This is a genomic window from Microbacterium forte, assembly GCF_031885415.1.
Classification (GTDB): Bacteria; Actinomycetota; Actinomycetes; order Actinomycetales; family Microbacteriaceae; genus Microbacterium; species Microbacterium forte.
Window position 1 is genome coordinate 1,423,074 of sequence record NZ_CP116871.1, and the last position, 23,038, is coordinate 1,446,111.

Here is a 23,038-nt window from a genome sequence, read left to right on the forward strand (position 1 = left end):
ATCTGCGGCGAATAGACTGGATCCATGCCCCAGGATCCCGCCTCCGTCCCCGGCGTCGACCGCCCGAACATCACCGCCCTCGACATCGTCCGATCGGTCGTCCTGATCGTCGCCGTGGGCACGCTCGCGCTGTGGGGATTCGCCCTGTGGCCGTTCCCGTGGAACGTCGTCATCGGCATCGGTGCTCCCCTGGTCGTGATCCTGGTCTGGGCTCTCTTCCTCTCCCCGCGTCCCGTGCTGCGCCTGCACCCGTTCCTGCGGGTCGTCGTCGAGCTGTTGATCTACGTCGGGGTCACGATCGCGTGGTGGCTGATGGATCAGCCGATCATCGGCACCGCATTCGCCGTGGTCGCAGTCGGCGCCGGAGTGGTGAGCGGGCGGCGTCGCATCCGATGAGCGCTCTCGACCAGCTCGTCGCCGCACTCGGCGACATCGTCGACACCGATGCCGCGATCCTCGAAGAAGCCCGCGCCGACCGGTCAGGGCACGCAGCGCCAGGTCAGCCCCTCGCGGTCGTGCATGCCGAGACCGTCGAACACGTCCAGACCGTGATGCGCATAGCCACCCGCACGGCCACGCCCGTCGTGGTGCGCGGGGCCGGCACCGGTCTCGCCGGTGCCGCGAACGGCGGCGAGGGAGAGATCGTGCTCTCCACCCGCCGTATGACCGCGATCCGCGAGATCCGCGCCGATGACCTGCTCGCCGTCGTCGAACCCGGCATCCTCAACTCCGACCTCAACGACGTCCTCGCAGAGCACGGACTCTGGTGGGCCCCCGACCCCGCCAGCCGGGCGATCTCGACCGTCGGCGGCAACATCGCCACTGGAGCAGGCGGGCTGCTCTGCGCGAAGTACGGCGTCGTGAAGGACGCCGTCCTCGGGGTAGACCTGGTGCTCGCGGACGGCCGCCTGATGCGCCTCGGTCACCGCAGCGTCAAGGGCGTGACGGGGCTCGACCTCACCTCGCTCGTGATCGGCTCGGAAGGCACTCTCGGCGTGGTCGTCGGCGCCACGCTGAAGCTGCGCCGACTCGTCGAGGGAACCACCTGCACGGTGACGACGATCTTCCCCGACGTGCGCACAGCGGCATCCGCATCCGCCGCGGTCACCGCGTCCGGTGTGCAGCCGGCGATCATGGAGCTGATGGACTCGGCGAGCCTCGCGGCTGTCGCCGCCCTGCTGGAGCTGCCCTCCCCCGCCGCCGGAAGCGCGCAGCTGACGATCCAGACGGATGGCCCGGCCGCCGTCGCCGAGGCGACGACGATCGCCGAGATCCTGACTTCTCACCGCGGTGTGACTCAGGTCTCGCACGACCGCGACGAAGGCGAGCGCCTGCTGGCGATACGTCGCGCCATGCACCCTGCGATGTCCGCTCTCGGCACGACCCTCATCGAGGACGTGTCGGTGCCGCGCAGTGCGATGCCCGCGATGTTCGACGAGATCGCCCGTATCGAGAAGGCCTACTCGATGACCATCCCCACGGTGGCGCACGCGGGAGACGGAAACCTGCACCCGAACTTCATCTTCGAGGGCGCCGAGCCACCCGCTGAGGTCTGGGCCGCCGCAGACGAGCTGTTCCGGGCCGCGATCGCCCTCGGTGGCACGCTGACCGGCGAGCACGGGATCGGAACCCTGAAGAGCCGCTGGCTGGCCGACGAGCTCGGAGACGACCAGTGGGAGCTGCAGCGTCAGATCACCCGGGTGTTCGACCCGCTCGGCATCCTCAACCCCGGCAAGGTGTTCGCACCCGATGCCTGACATCCACGTCAGCGCGGCGGTCATCGTCGACGACACCGGCCGGGTGCTGGTGGTCCGCAAGCAGGGCACGACGCGCTTCATGCAGCCCGGCGGCAAACCGGAGCCCGGCGAGACGCCGTCGCAGACACTGATCCGCGAATTGCACGAAGAGCTCGGCCTGCGACTCGACGAGGCCGACCTCGAGCCCCTCGGCACGTTCGTCTCCGAGGCGGCGAACGAGCCGGGTCACCGGGTCGTGGCCGAGGCGTTCTCGGTGTCCATCGCCGCCGCCGAGGTGGTCGTGCAGGCCGAGCTCGCCGAGCTGCGGTGGATCACCCCCGCCGACGCCGAGACGCTGCCGCTCGCGCCGCTCAGCGTCGAGCACCTGCTGCCGCTCGCGTGGCCCGCGACGCGGGCCTGAGGGCCGATCGGATCAGATGCCCTGCCAGCTCGGCTTGTTGGCGTAGGTGTAGCGGTAGTAGTCGGAGAGCTTGAGGCGAGACGCGGCGGCTTCGTCGACCACGACGGTGGCGTGCGGATGCAGTTGGATGGCCGAACCGGGGAGGATGGCCGACAGCGGCCCCTCGACGGCGTCCGCGACCGCCTGAGCCTTGCCCTCGCCGAAGGCGAGCAGCACGAGGTGACGCGCGCGAAGGATCGTTCCCAGACCCTGCGTGATGCAGTGCTTCGGCACGTCGTCGATCGAGTCGAAGAAGCGCGCGTTGTCTTCGCGCGTCTGCACGGTGAGTGTCTTGACGCGTGTCCGCGAAGCGAACGACGACCCCGGCTCGTTGAATCCGATGTGTCCGTCGGTGCCGATGCCGAGGATCTGCAGGTCGACTCCTCCGGCTGCCTCGATGGCGGTCTCGTAGTCGTCGCCCGCGTGCTGGATCGTCTCCTGTGCGCCGTTGGGCACGTGGATCCGGCGCGGGTCGAGCCCGAGGGGCTCCACGACCTCGCGGGTGATGACCGAGCGGTAGCTCTCGGGATGAGCCGGGTCGAGTCCCACGTACTCGTCCAGCGCGAAACCGCGCACCTGCGAGACATCGCGACCCGTGAGCTTCTCGCGCAACGCCTTGTAGACGGGAAGGGGCGTCGAGCCGGTGGCGAGGCCGAGCACGGCGTCCGGACGCCCGTCGATCAACTCGACGATCTCGGCGGCGACCAGTGCGCCCGCTGCTTCTGCGTTCTCGACGATGACGACTTCAGCCATGGGAAACGATCTCCTTGGAGGGGGTGGTTGCGCCGACGACCGCTGCCCCGAAGGCCGCGGCGGGAGAGCCGGCAGGGAGCAGTTCGATCCTGTCATCCAGGTGCAGCGAGCGCATGAAGGGCGAAGCCTCGGCGCCGGTCTGGAGGGCTCTGCGGACGCCCGCGAAGAGTCTCTCTCCGAGCGAGGTGAGGCCGCCGCCGATGATCACACGTTCGACGTCTGCGGAGAGCACGAGGGCCCTGACCGCCGCCGCTGCGCCGTGGAACAGGTCGGCGCGCAGGCCCGCGGCGCGCTCATCGCCCGCCTCGGCCGCGTCGAGGATGTCGCGCACCGGCAACGCCCCCGGTCGATCCCAGGCACGGGCGAGCGCGCCACCGCCGCAGAAGGTCTCGATGCATCCGCGCTGCCCGCAGCCGCAGAGCCGTCCGTTCGGGTCGACCGAGAGGTGTCCGACCTCGCCGGCGGTCCCCCGCGCGCCACGCCAGATCGTGCCGTCGATGACGATGCCGGCAGCGACACCCGTGCCGAGGTTGAGATAGGCCATCGAGCCGTCGACGCCGCGCAGCACCGCAGCACCGAGCGCGGCTGCCTTCACATCGTTCTCGACCCGCACCGGGATCCCCAGCTGTCGACCGGCGAGACCGGCGAGATCCAGCGACTCGACACCGAGGTTCACGGCATGCAGGACTCTGCCGGTGTCCGCGTCGACGAGCCCGGGGATGCCGACGCCCACCGATTCGACGGCGGAACGGGCGAACCCTCCGTCGACGGCGAGTGCGTCGACGGCGTCGATGATGCTGACCACGACCGCCTCCTCGCCCCATCCGGTCGGACGGCGCAGGCGCGCCAGGATGTCTCCGTCGGGCGACACGGCCACGGCATCGATCTTGGTTCCGCCGACGTCCAGGCCCACTCGAACGGGTCGACCGGACAGGCCGACGGGGATCGCACCCGTCATCGGATGGCGCTCCTGCTCGTCTTCGTGTCGAGGCTGCGGTCACGTCCGCAGATGCAGGTCACGAGACGCCCAGCTGGCTGGAGAGCACCATCACGGCAGCGCCGCGCAGAACGATGTCCTCCTGATGCGTGCGTCGGATGAGCGCATCCTCGAAGACGCCCTCGAGCGTCCGTGCGTGCAGGGTCTCGACCGCGGCGTCGATCAGCACGCCGTCGAGCAGATCCTCCGGGCCTGAGAGCACGACTTCGGACAGATCCAGGGCCGCCACGATCGGGGCTATCGCGATGCCCATGCGTGTTCCGGCGTCGCGGAGGATCTCGTCACGTGACTCGGGAGCGGCCGCGATGGCCGGGCGCAGTCGCGTCTCGCTCAACCAGGCTTCGAGACAGCCGTCCTTGCCGCACGCACAGCGGGGACCGCCGTCTGTGCCGACGACGACGTGCCCGATCTCGCCTGCGGCGAAGCGGCTGCCGAGAAGCGGCTGGCTGCCGGTGATGACCCCTGCTCCGACGCCTCGACCGATCTTGATGAGCATGAAGTCGGCCTTCGCCTCGCCGAACGTGTATTCGGCGAGCACGGCGGCGTTGGCGTCATTGCGCACGAGCACCGGCAGGTCGAGATCGATGCCGAGCTTCGCCTCGAGAGGCAGGTTGCTCCACCCCAGGTTCGGCGAGCTGAGCACGACGCCGTCTGGGCGCACGACACCCGGGCTGCCGATTCCGACGCCGAGGATGGGCTGTGTCGCCGTCTCGGCGAGCGCGCGCGCCAGCTCGAGGGTGGCGGCGTAGGCGGCGTCGCCGTCTGCGCTCTCGGGCCGTGGCACTTCGCGGCGCTCGAGCACGTCGCCGTCGAGACTGAGCAGAGCGCCCACGAACGCATGGGGGCCCGAGAGATCGAGTCCGATGATCTGGTGACCGACGCGGTCGATGTCGATGAGGATCGGAGGCTTGCCCGGTCCGACCGTCTCGCGCACTCCCATCTCGACGACGATGCCGTCGGCGATGAACTCGGCGACGAGGTCTGAGATGGTGACTCGCGTCAGGCCGGTCTCTCGTGAGAGGTCCGCACGACTCATCGCGCCCGAGTGGTAGAGAGTCTGCAGAACGAGAGCGCGGTTGTGGCCGCGAGCGTGCTCCGGGAGCACCTTCGATCGAGAGCGCAGGTGGCGCCCGGGGCCGAAGGCGTGTGCGCTCGCGGCGACGTAATCTGGCGACGTCGAAGGACGCGATCCATCCGATACGGACATGTTTGTTAGTAGACCTTACGAACAAAAATTTCGCAACCCCTGCCTCTTGTAGCACAGGGAGGGTTACGGAAACGTTACATTATGCCGAGAGTACCCCGTCGGCGGTGCCGTGGGACCCGGACAGGCGCTCCACGAGCCCGGCCACGATCTCCTGCCGAGCCTCACGAGTGAGGGGCTTCCCCGGTACTCCAGGACGCCTCTGCGTCGGTGTCGGACCGTCGAGAGGACGATACCGCACCCCCGACTCCGCGAGGCGTCTGAGGTGGGTCGGAAGCCTGCGGGCGAACCCCTCGTACGGGGGAGGTTCTCCGCCGTCCCACAGTCGCTCGGCGATCGCCGCGAGACGAGGGAACATCGCGAAGTCGACACGGTCTCTCGTCGGGAGGTGCTCGGTCCACACGTTGGCCTGCCCTCCGGACGCGCCGTCCTCGACGCGCAGCGCATACGCGCGCTCGATCGGCAAAGGCGGTCCGACCCTGATCGGCTCCTCCCCCGACTCCGACTGCGGGTAGTCGAGATACACCTCGAGATCGGGGCACGCGATCACAGGGATGCCGCGCCGCAGGGCCTCCCGCATGGCGACAGGCCCACGCCACGCGAGGACCTGCACTCCTTCGGGGACGTCGCCCTCGAGCACCTCGTCCCAGGCGAGGGCGGTGCGTCCGCGGCTGCGGACGTGCGCCACGAACTGATCCGTGAACCACGGCTGCACATCGTGCGGAGTCGCGAGACCGAGCTCGCGCATCCGTTCGCGCGCAGCGGCGCTCTGCGTCCACTCGGTCACCGGAACCTCGTCACCGCCGATGCCGATCCACGGAGAATCGAAGAGATCGCACAGCGCGTCGATCGCCGCCCGCCCGAAGGCGAGAGCCTCGTCCGTCGGGGCGAGCGTCCGAGGATTCACGCCGAAGCGCGACCACGGCACGACGACAGGCTCGCCGACGTCGGTGTTGCCCAGCTCGGGATAGGCGGCGAGACCCGCCTGGATATGCCCCGGCAGCTCGACCTCGGGCACGACCGTCACGAATCTCTGGGCGGCGTAGGCGACAAGGCGGCGCAGCTCGGCATCCGTGTAGTGCCCCTCGTGCACACCGGCCTCGACCGTCGCGTGAGGACCGTGGCCCCGCTGCGTCTCCTCGCGGCGACCGCCCACTTCGGTCAGACGCGGGAACCCCGGCACCTCGAAGCGCCATCCCTGGTCGTCGGTGAGGTGCAGATGCAGGTGCGTGAGGTGGTGGTCGGCCATCAGATCGACCAGTCGCTCGAGATCCTCGGCGGGGCGGAAGTGCCGCGCGACGTCGAGCATCACTCCCCGCCAGGCGTAGGCGGGCGCGGACTCCCAGACCCCCGCGGGGACCCGTGCACGATCAGCGCCCGGTTCGCGCAGCTGCCGCAGCAGGGTGACACCTCGGAACACTCCTGCGGGGCTGGCACCCGAGACCTGGATCCCGTGGGCGGCGACGGTCACCCGGAAGGCTTCTGCGCCCACGCGCTCTCGGGCGAACGGCTCGTCGGAGAGCGACTCGTCGATGCGGAGGGTGATCACGGCGGGCGAGTCCGGAGCCGCGCGAAGGCCGCCGAGACGGGTCGCGCTGATGGCGAGCGCGTCGGGAGCCGTGACCGGTGTGCGAGCAGTCCAGTCGAAAGGGGCAGCGGCCGGATCGATCACCGAGCGGATGTTCGGGACAGGCGCACGATGGGGCGCGGGAGTCATGGTCAGAGCACGACCCGGCGTCGCACCGGACGCGCGACCCGCCACCACCACGGGCACACCGCCGACGAGCACCTCGTCGATCCCCACCGGTGCGCGGTGCGGTTCATCGAACGTCGCCCCCGCCGAGATGGTCTCGGGATCGAACAGCACCAGATCGGCCGTCGCTCCTCCGCGGATCAGGCCTCGTGGTGCGTCGCCCCGATCGAGGCCCAGTCGCATCGCCGGCGTGCCGGACAGATGCCGAACGGCCTGTTCGAGGGAGAGGACACCGAGCTCGCGCACATAGTGCCCGAGATAGCGGGGGAAGGTTCCCCGGCCCCGCGGGTGCGGTCGCGCCCCGATCAGGATCCCGTCGCTGCCGCCGCAATGGCGCGGGTGCCGCATGATCGCGCGGACGTTGTCCTCGTCTCCGATGTGCATCAGGATGCCGGTCGCACCGCCGTCCTCGATGATGGTGTCCAGCACGACGTCCACGGCGCGTCTGCCGGACGATGCGGCGATCTCGTCGACGGTGCGCCCGACGAGGTCTGCGAGGTCGGGCGAGGAAGTGCCGGAGATCTGGATCGCCGACCAGTCGGCGCGTTCTCCATGGAATCCGTCGCAGCCGATCTCCTCGAGCTCGACGCGCACGGCCTCGCGACCCGCCTCGTCGAGGGCGGCGATGGTCGCCAGCAGGTCACCTGTCTCGGCGAGCCTGCTCGGAAGCAACGCCGACAGCGTCGTGGCGCCGGGAAGGTAGGGGTACGTGTCGAGAGTGACGTCGACGCCGTCGTCGAGCGCCTCGTCGACGAGTGCCAGCAGCTCCGCCGCGCGTCCGCGATTCGGCGCGAAGTTCATCGTCGCGTGCGTCAGATGGATCGGGCACCCCGTGCGGCGACCGATGTCGAGCGCCTCACGGTAGGCGTCGAGGGCTCCCCCGCCATAGCTTCGGGTGTGCGGCGCCCAGTATCCGCCACGCTCGGCGACGACGCGGCAGAGCGCCTCCAGCTCGGCGGTGTCGGCATACATCCCGGGGGTGTACGTCAGCCCGCTCGACATCCCGAACGCTCCCGCGTCGAGCGCCTCGCCGAGGATGCCGGACATCTCCGCGATCTCCTCGCGGGTCGCCGCGCGGTTCTCGTGGCCCACCACCATCATCCGCAGGTTGCCCTGAGGCACCAGGACGGCGGCGTTGGCCACCGACACCTCGTCGATCGCGGTGAGCAGATCACCCATCGAGCGCCAGGGGGCAGCGGACGGCATGCCGTTCCAGCCCGCGATCTGAGCGGGGATCACTGCTGCTGCCGCATCGTCGAGCGGCGCATAGCCGAGTCCGTCCTGGCCGAGCACCTCCGTCGTGACGCCCTGCAGGATCTTGGCGTCGTGCGCGGCTCCGCGCAGCACGGCCAGCTCGCTGTGCGCGTGCATGTCGATGAAACCGGGCGCGAGGACCAACCCCGTGGCGACGATCTCGACCGCATCCGCCGGCAGCTCCAGCCGCCTCTCGTCGCCCTCGCGGATCACCGCCACGATGCGCGATCCCTCGACCGCGACATCGGCGACGTACCGCTCGGCGCCGGTGCCGTCGACCACCGTGGCACCGCGGTAGACCCGCACCGGCTTCTCGGCGCTCAGAAGCATGTCGCCACCGCTCCGATCACACGCGGATCCGCTGCGTCCGGGTCGTCGATCATCGCCACCACTCGCCACTTATCGAAGGCCGTGCACGGGTGCGACAACCCGAGGCGCACGACGTCGCCGACGGCGACACCCGCGCCGTCTGCGAGGTCGAGGAACGCGTGCTGATCATTGAGAGCGGTGATCCGTCCTTCAACCGACTGCGGCACGGGCAGATCTAGGTCGAACGGCACGTCGCGACGCCCCGCATCCAGGAGTGCGAGTCCGTGCTCTGGCTGAGAGACGACGCGCGACCAGGCATGCATCGCCGATCGCAGCGGTTCTGTCGATGTCAGCGGACCGAACGGCGACATGCGCGAGTAGAAGCCGTCGTCGTGGATCTGGAATGCCCCCGAGCGCAGCACGATGTCGGCATCCCCGCGCTGCGGGGCCAATACGGCCGCGGCTCGGTCGGGAAAAGCGCTGCCGCCTGCGCTGAGCACGGGGCGGACGTCGGGCGGGTAGGCGAGACGTCGATGCAGCTCGACCAGCGTCGACAGATAGGCGTCGACGGCCGCGACCGATGCGTCTTCCCGGTCGGGGCCGAACGGCCCCTCGTATCCCGTGACGCCGGCGAGCCGCAGACCGGGTGCCTCGAGGATCGCCTGGGCGATGCGCTCGCCCTCCTCCACGCTGCGGGCACCGGTGCGGCCGCCCCTGCCGCCGAGTTCGACGAGCACGTCGAGCGGGCGATCAGCGCCCTCGAGCGCGTCTGCGAGGATGCCGACGGTGCCGACGGAGTCCGCCCAGCACAGGATCCGCAGATCGCGATCCGCAGCGAGCAGTTCGCCGAGATGGCGTGCGGCCGTGCCATCGGTGACCGAGTTCGCGATGAGCACGGTGGAGACCCCTGCCTCGACGGCGACCTCCGCCTGCCACGGCGTCGCGACCGAGATGCCCCACGCCCCCGCGTCGAGTAGTCGCTGCCACAGTGCCGGTGCCATCGTCGTCTTGCCATGCGGCGCGAGGAGAACACCCTGTCGCTCCGCCCACGCGAAGACGGTCGACTCGTTGTGCGCGAGCGCGGCCTCATGCACCGTCAGGACCGGAGTGACGAGGTCGGAGAGGTGCAGACCCGCCCCGGCGACCTCCGAGAGTCGGAGCCCCGCGGATCGCGAAGGGAAACCCTTCGCCCAGGTGCCGAGAACAGGATCCGGGATTTGTAGAGGCATCTAACAAGGCTACTAGGCTGGCCTCATGACCGCGAAGATCCGAGTGTCGACCGACGCCGCCCCCGCCCCCGCCCACACCTTCTCGCAGGGCATCCGCAAGGGCCCGATCGTGCAGGTCTCCGGTCAGGGTCCCGTCGATCCCCAGACGAACGAGTATCTCTTCCCGGGCGATGTCGCAGCTCAGACCACGCGCACCCTCGAGAACGTCAAGGCGATCGTCGAGGCGTCGGGAGCGACGTTCGACGATGTCGTGATGCTGCGCGTCTACCTGACCAAGCGCGAGGACTTCGCGATCATGAACGACGCGTACGGCGCCTTCGTGACCGCGCACACGACCAGCGGCGTCCTGCCGTCGCGCACCACCGTCTTCACCGGTCTCCCGCGCGAGGAGATGCTCGTCGAGATCGACGGGCTGGCGGTCGTCACCGACTGACGCGAGAGGGATCTCCACAGGTCCACGGACCGTTGCCTCCCCGTTATACGCGATCGCGTAGCATATTGCTAAAGACACGCGAGAAACCGGGGGGTGATGTTCGTGACCGATCTGATCTCAGCGCAGGATGCGAAGACCGAGAAGCTGACCGAGGCGACCGCCTCCGGCGACCAGCTGCAGAACGGCGCGCCCGGCGACTCCGGCAATGCTCCCACCGACTCCCAGCCGCCGAGCAGCGGCGACCGGGAGCTCGCCTGGGCACCGAACGAGCCCGCTCCCAAGAAGAAGCGTCTCGGCCTGTGGATCGGCCTCGGCATGGGAGCCCTGGCCCTCGGCGCAGGCGCCGCATCGATGATCCTGATCGCCCCGGGCACGACTGTCGCCGGAATCCCCGTCGGCTGGCTCACTCCCGGAGCCGCCGCAGAGACCATCCAGGCTCACGTCGCCGAGACCGAGGTGACTCTCACCGGAGCCGGTGACGACATCGTCCTGACAGGAGCCGACCTCGGTGCCGCGATCGATGCGACCGCGCTCGCCGACGCGGCCTTCGCGGAGCGTCCGCTCTGGAACGTCACCGCATGGATGGGCGATCCCGTCGCCGGGGACATCACTCTCGACCCCGCCACCGCGGAATCCGCGCTGCGCGAGGCAGTGCCCTCAAGCTTCGAAGACCCGGTCGATGCCGGCGTCGTCTTCGACGCCGCGGGCGGAGGCTATGCGATCACGCCTTCGGCACCGGGCACGGGTGTCGACGTCGACGGCCTCACCGCCGCGATCGTCGCGACGATCGCGGACGGCGGGAAGAGCCTCGAGTTCTCCGGAGATCCGGCCGAAGCTGCCCCCGCCGTCACCGACGAGGACGCCACGACCGTTGCCACCTCACTGAACACGATGCTGGGTTCGATCGGCTTCTACATCGGCGAAGAGCGCACGGTCCCCGTCGACCCGGCGACCGCCTCGACCTGGATCTCGGTCGTCGAGGAGGAGGGAGAGCTGAGCGTCGTCGCGGATGAAGCCGCGATCCAAGCGACGATCGACGCCCTTCCCGCAGCCGTCAACCGGGAACCCGTCAACGCGACGAACATCGTCGACTCCGGGGGCGAGATCCTCCGCACCGTCGCCGAAGGCGCCAACGGCCGCACGATCGGCGACACCTCGAGCCTCGCATCCGACGTCGCGGCGAAGCTGGAGGCCGGCGAGGGCGTCTTCCCCATCGAGGTGACCGAGACCCCGTTCGAATCGGTCAACCTGGTCCGCAAGATCGATGTGGACCTGAGCTCTCAGACGGCGACTCTCATCGAGAACGGCGCCGTCGTCCGTTCGTGGGCGATCTCGTCGGGCAAGAGCGCGACGCCCACCGACACCGGCAACTTCCGGGTCTACGCGCATGTGCGCGAGCAGACGATGAAGAGCCGCGAGCCGGACGGGTCGATCACCGAGACGCCGAACGTCCCCTGGGTCACGTACTTCAACGGCGACGAGGGCTTCCACGGCACCTACTGGCACAACGACTTCGGCAACCCGCGCAGCCACGGCTGCGTGAACATGCCGATCGACGTCGCCAAGTACGTCTACGAGTGGTCGCCGGTCGGCCTCGAGGTGTCGGTCCACTACTGAGCCTCGCTCGCGACAGAGCTGGCGACCAGTCGGCCCTGAAGGCCGCGGCCTTGCGTATCGCCCGGCTCTGAAGGCCGCAGCCTTGCGTGTGGTGGAAGAACGACGAAGGAGGGGCAGGATGCGCGTGCATCCGGCCCCTCCTTCGTCTGTCCGTGTCAGCTCAGTGCGTCGACGATGCCGTTCAGCGTCGTGGACGGGCGCATGACGGCCTCGACCAGTGCGTCGTCGGGGCGGTAGTAGCCGCCGATCTCGACGGGCTTGCCCTGCACGGCGTTGAGCTCGGAGACGATCTTCTCCTCGTTCTCCGCGAGCGTGGCGGCGATCGGCGCGAACGACGCCGCGAGCTCGGGGTCCTTCGTCTGCGCCGCGAGCTCCTGCGCCCAGTAGAGCCCCAGGTAGAAGTGGCTTCCGCGGTTGTCGATCGTGCCGAGAGCGCGACCAGGAGAGCGGTCCTCTTCGAGGAAGGTTCCCGTCGCAGCGTCCAGCGTCTCCGCGAGGACGCGGGCCTTCTCGTTGCCCGTGCGGTCTGCGAAGTGCTCGAGCGATGCGGCCAGCGCGAAGAACTCGCCCAGGGAATCCCAGCGCAGGTAGTTCTCCTCGACGAGCTGCTGCACGTGCTTGGGCGCAGAGCCACCGGCACCGGTCTCGAACAGTCCGCCGCCCGCGAGCAGCGGGACGATCGACAGCATCTTGGCGCTGGTGCCGACCTCGAGGATCGGGAACAGGTCGGTGAGGTAGTCACGCAGCACGTTGCCCGTCACCGAGATGGTGTCGAGGCCGTGACGCATGCGCGCGAGCGTGTAGCGGGTGGCCTCTTCGGGGGCGAGGATCGTGATCGTGAGCCCCTTGGTGTCGAGCGTCGCGAGACCCTGGTGCACCTTGGCGATGATCTGCGCGTCGTGCGAGCGGTTGGCGTCCAGCCAGAACACCGCGGGCGCTCCCGAGGCGCGAGCGCGCGTGACGGCGAGCTTGACCCAGTCCATGACCGGAATGTGCTTGGTCTGCGTCGCGCGCCAGATGTCGCCGGCGCCGACCTCGTGCTCGATCAGCACGGTGCCCTCGCTGTCGAGGACCTGGACCGTGCCGGGAGCGGCGATCTCGAAGGTCTTGTCGTGGCTGCCGTACTCCTCGGCCGCCTGGGCCATGAGCCCCACGTTCGGCACGGTGCCGATCGTGGCGGGGTCGAGCGGGCCGTTCGCGATCACATCGTCGATGACGGCCTGGTAGACGCTCGCGTACGAGGAGTCCGGGATGACCGCGAGGGTGTCGGCCTCGCCGCCATCCTCGCCCCACAGCTTGCCGCCGTTGCGGACGAGCGCGGGCATGGAGGCGTCGACGATCACGTCGCTGGGCACGTGCAGGTTCGTGATGCCCTTGTCGGAGTTCACGTACGAGACGCGCGGGCCCTCGGCGAGCGCGCGGTCGAAGGCTGCGGCGATCTCCTCGCCGCCGGCGATGCCGCCGAGACCCGAGAGGATCGACCCGAGACCGTCGTTCGGGTTGAGGCCCGCCTCAGCGAGCTTGTCACCGTACTGAGCGAACACGTCCTTGAAGAACACCCTCACGACATGCCCGAAGATGATCGGGTCGCTGACCTTCATCATCGTGGCCTTGAGGTGCACCGAGTAGAGGATGTCGTCGTTCTTCGCCGTCTCCATCGTCTCGGCGAGGAAGGCGTCGAGGTGCGCGGCCGAGAGGAACGTGGCGTCGATGATCTCGCGCGGAAGGACCTTCAGCCCCTCCTTCAGAATCGTCACGGTGCCGTCAGCGGCGGTGTGGCGGAAGCTCAGGACGTCGTCGTGTGCGGCGACCCAGGAGCGTTCGTTGTGCTTGAAGTCGTCGTGACCGAGCGTCGCGACGCGGGTCTTCGAGCCCTCCGCGAACGGCTTGTTGCGGTGCGGGTGCTTCTTGGCGTAGTTCTTGACTGCCAGAGGCGCTCGGCGGTCGCTGTTGCCCTCGCGCAGCACGGGGTTGACCGCGGAGCCCTTGATGCGGTCGTAGCGAGCGCGGACGTCCTTCTCCTCGAGGGAGGTCGGCTCGTCCGGGAAGTCGGGGATGTCGTATCCCTGCGACTGCAGCTCGGCGATCGCGCCCTTGAGCTGCGGGATCGAGGCCGAGATGTTCGGGAGCTTGATGATGTTCGCCTCGGGGAGCGTCGCGAGTCCGCCGAGCTCGGCGAGCGAGTCGCCCACCTGCTGCTCGGGAGCGAGCTTCTGCGGGAATGCGGCGAGGATGCGTCCGCCGAGCGAGATGTCGCGGGTCTCGACCTCGATGCCCGCCTGCCCCGTGAAGGCCTTGATGATCGGCAGGAAGGAGGCTGTGGCGAGAGCCGGTGCCTCGTCCGTGTAGGTGTAGATGATGGCGTCGTCGGTCACCAGGAGGTTCTCCGTTCGCGAGGGCATATTTGTCTCGATACCAAGATACCTGAGGCGCTCCCGGCGCACGTTCGCCGCGAGGAGGCGCCGACATCGACTTCCGGCATTCTGCGCGTGCGCACCCCTGACGAAAGTCGAGGTTTCTGCGCGGGCACCCCCGCGAGGGGCTAGCCTGTGACTATGTCCGAACTGCGCATGGTCGAACTCTCAGCTGCGACGATCGTCGCCGTGAACAACCTGTCGCTGAAGCCCGGACAGGAGCAGTTCCTCGCTCCGGTGTCCTACGGCATCGCGGCGACGGTCATCAACCCGCAGACCTCCTGGCAGCGGGTCGTCCTCGAAGACGATCAGGTCGTCGGGTTCGTCAGCGCCAACTTCGACGCCGAGGCTCCGGAGGAGCATTTCCGTTCGGTGCTGTGGCGCATCAACGTCGACGCTGAAGGCCAGGGCAAGGGCGTCGGCCGCTTCGCGGTCGAGAGCCTGCTCGAGGAGGCCCGCAACCGCGGCTTCGACCACGTCAACGTCATCTACGAGGCCGGAGAAGACGGCCCGGAGGCGTTCTTCCTGCGTGTCGGGTTCACTCCGGTCGGCGAGACCGAGTACTCAGAGGTCATCGCCCAGATCCGCGTCACTTCGTAGACCGGCGGCGGGGTCTCGAATCCCCTCCCCCATCGAGGCCCCGTCGCCCTGTCAGGTGACGTGATGGGACCGCTCCCGCAGCCTCGAGCACGAATTTGTTGCGGATGACCACAAAAGTGTTGCGCGCGGCGTCGAACTCTGCCTATCATCACTTTCGGAAGCGCAAGCGAAACGCTTCGACGATGAACCGATAGCGACGATGGAGTCCTGATGACGACGATTCACGAGGTGGCCCAGGCCGCCGGAGTGTCGATCAGCACGGTCTCCTACGCGCTCAGCGGCAAGCGCCCGGTCTCGGAGAAGACGCGTCGGCGCATCGAGGACGCGGTCCAGACGCTCGGTTACGAGCCCGATGCCGGAGCACGGATGCTGGCTGGCCGCCGCACGCAGATCTTCGGACTCACCGAGCCTCTCCGTGCCGACACCCACGCCCCCACGCACATGGCCTTCGTGCTCGCTGCAGCAGTCGCCGCCCGCCGCCGTGGCTACGACATCCTGCTGCTGACCGACGAGCAGGCATCCGAGGGGATGAACCGCGTCGCCGCGAGCAACCTCGTCGACGCCATCCTCGTGCTCGACGTGGCGCCGGACGACGAGAGAGCGGAGATCGCCCGATCCCTGCGTTCCCCGACCGTCTTCATCGGCATCCCGAACGACGCGGACGGTCTGACCTGCGTCGACCTCGACTTCGAAGGCACAGGGCATCTCGCCGTCGACCGACTGGCCGATGCCGGGCACACCTCCGTCACCCTGCTCGGACAGACCGAGGTCTCGTACCGCAAGTCGAACTTCCCCCGACGACTGCTCCTCGGCGTGCAGGACCGAGCGGCCCAGCGAGGAGTCGACCTCGACTGGGCGACGACCGGAGACACGACGACCGACGCGTCCGCTGTGCGCGCCGCCGCCGAGCTGGCATTGAGCCGCGGCGTCCGTGCGTTCATCGTGCACGCCGTCGGCGATGTGCACGAGATCCTCCTCGAGACGATCGCAGCCCACGGGCTGACGGTCGGCGAGGACGTGTCGGTGATCTCGGCCGCCGCCTCGTTCGACACGTCCTCGCTCGCGGTTCCCGTCGACACGATCCCGCTCGTGCCGCAGAAGTCGTGCGAGCTCGCCGTCGATCTCGCCGTGCGGCGCCTGGAAGAGCCGGGCACGCCCGCCCAGATCCATCTCATCCCCCCCGAGTACCACGTCGCCGGCTCGATCGCCCCCGCCCGGGAGTGACCACCCGCCGAGAACGCAGCCGCATCGCTGTTGTCGAAACGCTTCGACGACAGCCTCATCACAACTGAACACCCGACCCACTGAAGTGTCCGGCCCCAGGGCCACTGAGAAAGGAGTGCCGACGATGGCACGCACCACACGCAGGACGAAGACGCTGGCGGCCCTCGCCGCGCTCACCGCGACAGGCATCGCACTGAGCGGCTGCACTGCCGGTTCGGCAGACGAGGGCGGCGACGGAGACACCCTCAAGCTCTGGCATTACGAGGGTGCGGACAGCGCCATGGGAAAGGCCTGGGCCGAGGCGATCGCGATCTTCGAAGAAGAGACCGGAGCGACCGTCGAGTTCGAGGAGAAGTCCTTCGAGCAGATCCAGAAGACGGCCAGCCAGGTGCTCGACACCGACGCGGCACCCGACCTCATGGAGTTCAACAAGGGCAACGCGACGGCGGGATTCCTGGCCTCCACCGGACTGATCACGGACATCTCCGACGCGGTCGAGGAGTACGGATGGGATGAGAAGCTCGCTCCCTCGCTGCAGACCACCGCGAAATACTCCGAAGACGGCGTCATGGGCGGCGACACGTGGTTCGGCGTCCCGAACTACGGCGAGTTCGTCGGCGTCTACTACAACCAGGATGCCTTCGCCGCGGCGGGTCTCGAGATCCCCACCACCTACGAGGAGTTCGTCGACGTCCTCGACGCGTTCGTCGCGCAGGGCGTCACCCCGCTCGCCGAGGCCGGCGCCGAGTACCCCCTCGGACAGCTCTGGTACCAGCTCGCGCTGCTCGAAGGCGATCGCGGCTTCGTCGACTCCTACCAGCTGTACGACGGCGAGGTCGACTGGCAGGGCCCGGAGGTCACTGCCGCGTCCGAGACGCTCAAGGACTACGTCGAGAAGGGCTACATCGCCTCGGACGTCTCCTCGGTCAAGGCCGAGGACGCCGGCGTCTCGTTCATCAACGGCACCTCGCCGATCTTCGTGTCGGGATCCTGGTGGTTCGGTCGCTTCGTGTCGGAGGCGACCGGCTTCGACTGGACGATGACCGCGTTCCCCGGCGCCGACCTGTCGCTCGGCTCGTCCGGCAACCTCTGGGTCGTCCCCGAGAACGCCGCGAACAAGGAGCTCGCCTACGAGTTCATCGACATCACGATGCGCCCCGAGATCCAGGCGATCATCGGCAACAACGGCGGCCTCCCGGTCGCCGCCGACACCGCCGACATCACCGACGAGAAGAGCGCGGCGCTCATCGAGACCTTCAACGGCGTGCTCGACGCAGACGGGCTCTCGTTCTACCCGGACTGGCCCGCTCCCGGCTTCTACGACGTGATCGTGCAGGAGCTCCAGGGTCTGATCACGGGCACGCAGGATGCGGAGACCACCAACACGAACCTCGGCGAGCAGTACGACGAGGGCACGTCCGAATTCCGTTGATCCGCCCGCGGGGGCGACGACCGCACGGCGTCGCCCCCGCATCCTCCTGGAGATGAACATGTCACTCGTCACCCGACGCGAGGGCCGCACGAAGCTGCCGCCCGAAGAGCCGTCGATCCCGCAGCGCAGCGGCGGGACCGGGGCCTACTGGTTGTACCTGCTCCCCGGCTTCGTGCTTCTGCTCGTCGTCGTCATCGTCCCGCTGATCTGGAACGTCTACCTGACCTTCACCAAGTGGAAGGGAGTGCGCGCCCCCGAGTTCATCGGTCTCGAGAACTGGCAGAAGATCCTCACCGACAGCGACTTCTGGACCTCGTTCACGAACTCCGTGTGGATGATCCTCGCCATGGTCGTGGTGCCGACGATCGTCGGCCTGATCGTCGCAGCCCTGCTCTTCGACGTGGTCGGGCGCAAGTTCGGCGGCAAGGTCGGCAGCTTCCTGCGCGCGACCTACTATCTCCCCCAGATCCTCCCCATCGCCGTCGCCGGCATCGTGATCGGCTGGATCGTCCGGCCGGGTGGCGACGGCGCGCTCAACCAGATCCTCGGTTGGTTCGGCATCCCCGCCTACGACTGGCTCGGCCAGATGCCGTCAGCCCTCATCGTGCTGATGGTCGTCATGGTGTGGGTGCAGCTCGGCTACCCCGTCGTCGTCTTCATGGCGGCGCTCCAGCGCGTCGATCCCGAACTGTACGAAGCCGCCGAACTCGACGGCGCGAACTGGTTCCAGCGATTCACCGCGATCACGATGAGCATCATCCGCCCGGAGATCTTCGTCGTCACGCTCACCTGCACGATCGCCGCCCTCAAAGTCTTCGGCCCCGTGTACATCATCACGCGCGGCGGCCCCGCCGGTGCCACTCTGGTGCCCGCCTACTACGCCTACCAGGAGTTCTTCACCAAGCGGAACGTCGGCTACGGCGCGACCATCGCCACCGTGCTGACCATCGTCGTGGTGATCGTGTCGATCATCTTCATCCGCGTGCAGAACTCGCTCGAGCGCAAGGAAAGGGCGGGTCTCTGATGCACGCCACCACCGCCATCGTCACCGGCAAGCCCTCCCAGAAACGCCCTCGCGGCGGGATGACCAGGAAGCGCCCCGTCGACTGGCTCATGCTCGCGCTCGTCGTGATCGGCGCACTGCTCATCATCGCGCCGTTCTACCTCGTGCTGGTCAACTCGTTCAAGTCCCCTGTCGACTACGCCACATCGGGTCCGCTCGCCTTCCCCGAGACGCTGGACTTCGGCGGGATCATCAAATTCTGGGAGCGGGTGAACTTCCCCGAGAAGGTGTGGAACTCGATCTTCATCGCCGGCATCGTCTCGGTGCTCGCCGTCGTGATCTCGATGCTCAACGCCTTCGCGATCGGCATCGGCCGCGTCCGCGGGCGCAGCTGGATCGTGCTGCTCTTCCTGCTCGCCAACCTGCTGCCGCAGGAGGCGCTGCTCTACCCGCTGTACTACATGTTCAAGTCCGTCGGCCTGTACGACAACGTGTGGTCGGTGATCATCGTCTTCACGGTCATCCAGGCGGCTTTCGGCACATACCTGCTGTCGTCCGTCTACGGCACGTTCCCCAAGGAGATCCTCGAAGCGGCATCCATCGACGGTGCGAATCGCTGGCAGATCCTCTGGCGGATCGTCTTCCCGATCAGCCGCCCGACCCTGTCGGTGCTGCTCATCTTCTTCTTCATCTGGACGTGGAACGAGTTCCTGATCCCGCTGACCTTCCTCGCATCGAATGCGAATCAGACGGTCCCCGTGGCGATCAGCGTACTGCAGGGCGACCGGCTCATGGACGTCACGACCACGAGCGCCTCCGCCCTCCTCGGCATCATCCCCACGCTCATCTTCTTCCTCATCTTCCAGCGCACCCTCACACGCGGCATCACGGCAGGAGCAGTCAAGTAATGAAGTTCACCGACGGGTTCTGGCAACTGCGTCCTGGGGTCACCGCGCTGTACGCGCAGGAGGCCTACGACATCGCCGAGACCGACGACACCCCCGACGGACCCGGCATCGTCATCACAGCACCCACCATGGTGATCGCCAAGCGCGGCGACACCCTGAACCGGCCGGTGCTGACGACCACGCTCTCATCGCCCGCCGAGGGGGTGGTGCGCGTCCGCATCGCGCACCACGAAGGAGGCCGCTGGCACGGCGGCTTCGGTCTTCCCGGGGCAGGATCCGGAGCGGCATCCGTGTCCCTCACCGAGGGGGGTGGCGCTCTCGATGCCGGTTCGCTCGTCGCACGGATCACGAAGGGCGCGCCCTGGGACCTCGCATTCGAGGTCGACGGGAGACGCGTGACCGGAAGCGCGCACAAGGCCCAGGGATACGTGCGCCTCGCCCCGGACGCGCAGGTCGACGCCGGCATCGTCGACAATGCACGACAGGGCGGTTCGAGCCCGAACGGAGCCGTCTTCGTGCACGAGCAGCTCGACCTCGGAGTCGGCGAGCTGATCTACGGCCTCGGCGAGCGCTTCGGTCCGCTGGTGAAGAACGGCCAGTCGGTCGACATCTGGAACGCCGACGGCGGCACCTCCAGTGAGCAGGCCTACAAGAGCATCCCGTTCCATCTCTCGAATCGCGGCTACGGCGTGCTCGTGAACGACCCGGGCCACGTGTCGTACGAGATCGGATCGGAGTCGGTCGAGCGCGTGCAGTTCTCCGTCTCCGGCGAGGTGCTCGAGTACTTCGTCATCGCTGGTCCGACGCCGAAGGATGTCCTGGGACGCTACACCGCTCTCACCGGACGACCACCCGTGGTGCCGGCCTGGTCGTACGGGCTCTGGCTGTCGACGAGCTTCACGACCGACTACGACGAGAAGACCGTCAACTCGTTCATCGACGAGATGGCGGCGCGTGAGCTGCCGGTGTCGGTGTTCCACTTCGACTGCTTCTGGATGCGCGAGTTCAACTGGACCGACTTCGTCTGGGATTCCCGGGTGTTCCCCGACCCCGAGGGCATGCTGTCGCGACTGCACGACAAGGACCTGCGCGTCTGCGTCTGGATCAACCCGTACATCGCGCAGCGCTCCCCCCTCTTCCGTGAGGCGGCTGATCAGGGCTACCTCGTGATGCGCCCCGACGGGTCGGTCTGGCAGTGGGATCTCTGGCAGGCGGGAATGGGGCTCGTCGACTTCACCAATCCGGATGCGACCGCCTGGTACCAGGCGAAGCTCCGCGAGCTCATCGCACAGGGCGTGGACTGCTTCAAGACCGACTTCGGCGAACGCATCCCCACCGAGGTGGTCTGGGCCGACGGCTCCGACCCCGAGCGCATGCACAACCTGTACACCGATCTCTACAACCGAGCCGTGCACGATGTGCTCGTCGATGCGCGAGGCGCAGACGACGCCGTGCTGTTCGCGCGCTCGGCGACTGCCGGCGGGCAGAGCATGCCGGTGCACTGGGGCGGCGACTCGACGTCGACCTACGCGTCGATGGCCGAGACCCTGCGCGGCGGGCTCTCGCTCGCACTGAGCGGCTTCGCCTTCTGGAGCCACGACATCGGCGGATTCGAGGGCACTCCGGATGCCGGTGTGTTCAAACGCTGGACGGCCTTCGGTCTGCTCGGCTCGCACTCGCGCTTCCATGGATCGAGCTCCTACCGGGTGCCGTGGGCATTCGACGAGGAGGCCGTCGACGTGACGAGGCGATTCACGCACCTCAAGATGCAGCTGATGCCCTACCTGTATCAACAGGGCATCATCGCATCGAGGACGGGCCTGCCCGTGATGCGGCCGATGCAGCTGGAGTTCCCCGATGACCCGGCCGTCGGCTACCTCGACCGGCAGTACATGCTCGGCACCGACCTGCTCGTGGCGCCCGTCTTCTCCGAGGACGGATCGGTCGAGTTCTATCTGCCGGAGGGCGAGTGGACCTCGCTGCTGAGCGGCGAGACCGTCTCGGGCGGGGGCTGGCGCCGAGAGACCCACTCCTTCGACTCGCTTCCGCTGTACGTGCGACCAGGCACGGCACTCCCCTGGGGTGCCCGCACCGACAGACCCGACTACGACTATCACGACGGCCTGCGACTGCGGGTGTTCCCTGGCGGATCGGGCTCGGCGTCCGTGACCGTCACGAGCCCGGACGGCCGTGAGAAGATCTACGAAACCGACCTGACTGAGGTGACCCGGTGACTCTCTCTCCTGCCGATGACTACCGCGGATCCGGACTCGTGCTGCCCGAGGGCTTCACGTTCGGATCGGCTACCGCCTCCTACCAGATCGAGGGGGCGGCCGACGAAGACGGGCGCACGCCGTCGATCTGGGACACGTTCAGCAAGACGCCGGGGAAGGTGTGGAACGGCGACACCGGCGATGTGGCCTGCGACCACTACCACCGCGTCGATGAGGACCTCGATCTGATGTCGGATCTCGGACTGCAGGCGTACCGATTCTCGATCGCCTGGCCGCGGATCGTTCCCGCGGCGGACGGCGCAGTGAACCAGGCCGGGATCGATTTCTACTCTCGTCTTGTCGACGGACTGCTCGAGCGGGGCATCAAGCCGGTGGCGACCCTCTATCACTGGGACCTCCCCCAGTACCTCGAAGACGCAGGCGGGTGGACCTCCCGGTCGACGACCGACGCCTTCGAGCGATACGCGTCGATCATGGGCGCGGCGCTCGGCGACCGGGTGCACACCTGGACGACGCTCAACGAGCCCTGGTGCTCGGCCTATCTGGGATACGGGCAGGGTGGTCACGCGCCCGGCCGCCACGAGCCGGCCTCCGCCCTGGCGGCCGTGCACCACCTGAACCTCGCGCACGGGCGCGCGATCCAGGCGCTCCGCGCCACGTCGACCGGCGACCCCGACTACTCGGTGACACTGAACTTCCATGTGCTGCGCGGCGTGGGCGACGGCGCAGACGAGGCCATGCGCCGGATCGACGCTCTGGCGAACCGCGCGTTCACGCATCCGATGCTGCGCGGCGAGTATCCCCCGGATCTCCTCGAGGACACGGCCTCGGTCACGGACTGGTCGTTCGTGCACGACGGCGACCTCGCCACCGTCAACCAGCCGATCGATGTGCTCGGAGTGAACTACTACTCCACCGCGACGGTGCGGCTCTGGGACGGCGTCTCGGAGAAGCAGCAGAACGACGGACACAAGGGCACGGCCGGAGGCACCGCGTGGCCGGGCAGCGATCAGCTGGTCGAGTTCGTCGAGCAGCCGGGGCCCTACACGGCGATGGGGTGGAACATCGCGCCGGAGGGACTCGAAGAGCTGCTCGTCTCCCTGTCGGAGCAGTTCCCCACCCAGCCGCTGATGGTCACCGAGAACGGCGCCGCGTTCGACGACGAGGTCGCTGCCGACGGCTCAGTGCCCGATCCCGAGCGCACGGACTACCTGCGACGTCACTTCACCGCCGCTCACCGCGCGATCGAGCGGGGTGTCGACCTGCGGGGCTACTTCGTGTGGTCGCTGCTCGACAACTTCGAGTGGGGGTACGGCTACGCCAAGAGGTTCGGCATCGTGCGCGTGGACTTCGACTCGCTCGAACGCACCGTCAAAGATTCGGGGCGCTGGTATCGCGAGCTCATCGCCTCACGCACGATCGGGGCCTGGCCCTTCGGATGAGCACCACCGGCCGCCGCCTTTCCTCCTCGGAGGCGG

Annotated in this window: 18 protein-coding genes; 12 read left to right on the top strand and 6 right to left on the bottom strand. The window is 68.2% G+C overall.

All coding sequences use genetic code 11. From position 1 onward, the window contains the following. Positions 1 to 24 precede the first annotated feature (24 nt). From OB895_RS06955 to OB895_RS06965, 3 genes are read left to right on the top strand one after another with little or no spacing between them, the layout of a single operon-like run. Entirely contained in the window at positions 25 to 396 is a 372-nt protein-coding gene (locus OB895_RS06955; RefSeq protein WP_042539325.1) for a YrdB family protein, read from the top strand. Then, complete coding sequence (locus OB895_RS06960; protein WP_311879607.1) at positions 393 to 1,757, top strand: FAD-binding oxidoreductase; 1,365 nt, start codon at positions 393 to 395, stop codon at positions 1,755 to 1,757. The genes OB895_RS06955 and OB895_RS06960 overlap by 4 nt, the downstream gene beginning before the upstream one ends. Further along, a complete protein-coding gene (locus OB895_RS06965) occupies positions 1,750 to 2,157 on the top strand; it encodes an NUDIX hydrolase (RefSeq protein ID WP_042539321.1) in 408 nt (135 codons plus the stop codon). The genes OB895_RS06960 and OB895_RS06965 overlap by 8 nt, the downstream gene beginning before the upstream one ends. Before the next feature lie 12 nt (positions 2,158 to 2,169). On the opposite strand, the gene nagB is transcribed toward OB895_RS06965, so the two are convergent. The 5 genes from nagB to OB895_RS06990 all read right to left on the bottom strand — a co-directional run bounded on the left by nagB (position 2,170) and on the right by OB895_RS06990 (position 9,695). After that, on the bottom strand, positions 2,170 to 2,949 hold the full coding sequence (gene nagB, locus OB895_RS06970) for a glucosamine-6-phosphate deaminase (RefSeq protein WP_311879610.1): 780 nt from the start codon (positions 2,947 to 2,949) through the stop codon (positions 2,170 to 2,172). After that, complete coding sequence (locus OB895_RS06975) at positions 2,942 to 3,907, bottom strand: ROK family protein (protein WP_079112412.1); 966 nt, start codon at positions 3,905 to 3,907, stop codon at positions 2,942 to 2,944. The genes nagB and OB895_RS06975 overlap by 8 nt, the downstream gene beginning before the upstream one ends. Positions 3,908 to 3,965: 58 nt before the next feature. Then, complete coding sequence (locus tag OB895_RS06980) at positions 3,966 to 5,153, bottom strand: ROK family transcriptional regulator (RefSeq protein WP_042539314.1); 1,188 nt, start codon at positions 5,151 to 5,153, stop codon at positions 3,966 to 3,968. Between the two features lie 79 nt (positions 5,154 to 5,232). Beyond that, on the bottom strand, positions 5,233 to 8,487 hold the full coding sequence (locus OB895_RS06985; RefSeq protein WP_311879611.1) for a family 20 glycosylhydrolase: 3,255 nt from the start codon (positions 8,485 to 8,487) through the stop codon (positions 5,233 to 5,235). Beyond that, positions 8,478 to 9,695: an alanine racemase gene (locus OB895_RS06990; RefSeq protein ID WP_311879613.1), complete on the bottom strand. Its 1,218-nt coding sequence runs from the start codon at positions 9,693 to 9,695 to the stop codon at positions 8,478 to 8,480. The genes OB895_RS06985 and OB895_RS06990 overlap by 10 nt, the downstream gene beginning before the upstream one ends. Positions 9,696 to 9,720: 25 nt before the next feature. Between OB895_RS06990 and OB895_RS06995 the strand changes: the two genes are divergently transcribed. Together OB895_RS06995 and OB895_RS07000 are read left to right on the top strand one after the other, a co-directional pair. Beyond that, the gene (locus tag OB895_RS06995) at positions 9,721 to 10,128 is read left to right on the top strand and encodes a RidA family protein (RefSeq protein ID WP_042539310.1); all 408 of its coding nucleotides are present in this window, start codon (positions 9,721 to 9,723) and stop codon (positions 10,126 to 10,128) included. A 96-nt stretch (positions 10,129 to 10,224) separates the two neighbouring features. Continuing rightward, positions 10,225 to 11,745: a L,D-transpeptidase family protein gene (locus OB895_RS07000; RefSeq protein WP_376708837.1), complete on the top strand. Its 1,521-nt coding sequence runs from the start codon at positions 10,225 to 10,227 to the stop codon at positions 11,743 to 11,745. Positions 11,746 to 11,900: 155 nt separating this feature from the next. Here OB895_RS07000 and OB895_RS07005 read toward each other — a convergent pair whose 3' ends face one another. Further along, complete coding sequence (locus tag OB895_RS07005) at positions 11,901 to 14,120, bottom strand: NADP-dependent isocitrate dehydrogenase (RefSeq protein ID WP_042539464.1); 2,220 nt, start codon at positions 14,118 to 14,120, stop codon at positions 11,901 to 11,903. A 180-nt stretch (positions 14,121 to 14,300) separates the two neighbouring features. On the opposite strand from OB895_RS07005, the gene OB895_RS07010 reads away from it, so the two are divergent. From OB895_RS07010 to OB895_RS07040, 7 genes are all read left to right on the top strand, one after another. Beyond that, on the top strand, positions 14,301 to 14,759 hold the full coding sequence (locus OB895_RS07010) for a GNAT family N-acetyltransferase (RefSeq protein ID WP_309686644.1): 459 nt from the start codon (positions 14,301 to 14,303) through the stop codon (positions 14,757 to 14,759). Positions 14,760 to 14,969: 210 nt separating this feature from the next. Next, the gene (locus OB895_RS07015; RefSeq protein ID WP_311879616.1) at positions 14,970 to 15,983 is read left to right on the top strand and encodes a LacI family DNA-binding transcriptional regulator; all 1,014 of its coding nucleotides are present in this window, start codon (positions 14,970 to 14,972) and stop codon (positions 15,981 to 15,983) included. Positions 15,984 to 16,107: 124 nt separating this feature from the next. Next, positions 16,108 to 17,415, top strand: a complete 1,308-nt coding sequence (locus tag OB895_RS07020; protein ID WP_042539304.1) for an ABC transporter substrate-binding protein — start codon at positions 16,108 to 16,110, stop codon at positions 17,413 to 17,415. 58 nt (positions 17,416 to 17,473) lie between these two features. Then, the gene (locus OB895_RS07025) at positions 17,474 to 18,439 is read left to right on the top strand and encodes a carbohydrate ABC transporter permease (protein ID WP_153302285.1); all 966 of its coding nucleotides are present in this window, start codon (positions 17,474 to 17,476) and stop codon (positions 18,437 to 18,439) included. Continuing rightward, positions 18,439 to 19,326, top strand: a complete 888-nt coding sequence (locus OB895_RS07030; RefSeq protein ID WP_079112406.1) for a carbohydrate ABC transporter permease — start codon at positions 18,439 to 18,441, stop codon at positions 19,324 to 19,326. The genes OB895_RS07025 and OB895_RS07030 overlap by 1 nt, the downstream gene beginning before the upstream one ends. Then, positions 19,326 to 21,560 carry an alpha-xylosidase gene (gene yicI, locus OB895_RS07035; RefSeq protein ID WP_311879618.1) on the top strand — a complete coding sequence of 745 codons (2,235 nt, stop codon included), beginning with the start codon at positions 19,326 to 19,328 and terminating at the stop codon, positions 21,558 to 21,560. The genes OB895_RS07030 and yicI overlap by 1 nt, the downstream gene beginning before the upstream one ends. Further along, entirely contained in the window at positions 21,557 to 23,002 is a 1,446-nt protein-coding gene (locus OB895_RS07040; RefSeq protein ID WP_311879619.1) for a GH1 family beta-glucosidase, read from the top strand. The genes yicI and OB895_RS07040 overlap by 4 nt, the downstream gene beginning before the upstream one ends. Positions 23,003 to 23,038 lie beyond the last annotated feature (36 nt).

Coding starts and splice junctions, on each gene's coding strand:
- OB895_RS06955 (WP_042539325.1), top strand. CDS start 25: ATGCCCCAGGATCCCGCCTCCGTCCCCGGCGTCGACCGCCCGAACATC.
- OB895_RS06960 (WP_311879607.1), top strand. CDS start 393: ATGAGCGCTCTCGACCAGCTCGTCGCCGCACTCGGCGACATCGTCGAC.
- OB895_RS06965 (WP_042539321.1), top strand. CDS start 1,750: ATGCCTGACATCCACGTCAGCGCGGCGGTCATCGTCGACGACACCGGC.
- nagB (WP_311879610.1), bottom strand. CDS start 2,949: ATGGCTGAAGTCGTCATCGTCGAGAACGCAGAAGCAGCGGGCGCACTG.
- OB895_RS06975 (WP_079112412.1), bottom strand. CDS start 3,907: ATGACGGGTGCGATCCCCGTCGGCCTGTCCGGTCGACCCGTTCGAGTG.
- OB895_RS06980 (WP_042539314.1), bottom strand. CDS start 5,153: ATGTCCGTATCGGATGGATCGCGTCCTTCGACGTCGCCAGATTACGTC.
- OB895_RS06985 (WP_311879611.1), bottom strand. CDS start 8,487: ATGCTTCTGAGCGCCGAGAAGCCGGTGCGGGTCTACCGCGGTGCCACG.
- OB895_RS06990 (WP_311879613.1), bottom strand. CDS start 9,695: ATGCCTCTACAAATCCCGGATCCTGTTCTCGGCACCTGGGCGAAGGGT.
- OB895_RS06995 (WP_042539310.1), top strand. CDS start 9,721: ATGACCGCGAAGATCCGAGTGTCGACCGACGCCGCCCCCGCCCCCGCC.
- OB895_RS07000 (WP_376708837.1), top strand. CDS start 10,225: ATGTTCGTGACCGATCTGATCTCAGCGCAGGATGCGAAGACCGAGAAG.
- OB895_RS07010 (WP_309686644.1), top strand. CDS start 14,301: ATGTCCGAACTGCGCATGGTCGAACTCTCAGCTGCGACGATCGTCGCC.
- OB895_RS07015 (WP_311879616.1), top strand. CDS start 14,970: ATGACGACGATTCACGAGGTGGCCCAGGCCGCCGGAGTGTCGATCAGC.
- OB895_RS07020 (WP_042539304.1), top strand. CDS start 16,108: ATGGCACGCACCACACGCAGGACGAAGACGCTGGCGGCCCTCGCCGCG.
- OB895_RS07025 (WP_153302285.1), top strand. CDS start 17,474: ATGTCACTCGTCACCCGACGCGAGGGCCGCACGAAGCTGCCGCCCGAA.
- OB895_RS07030 (WP_079112406.1), top strand. CDS start 18,439: ATGCACGCCACCACCGCCATCGTCACCGGCAAGCCCTCCCAGAAACGC.
- yicI (WP_311879618.1), top strand. CDS start 19,326: ATGAAGTTCACCGACGGGTTCTGGCAACTGCGTCCTGGGGTCACCGCG.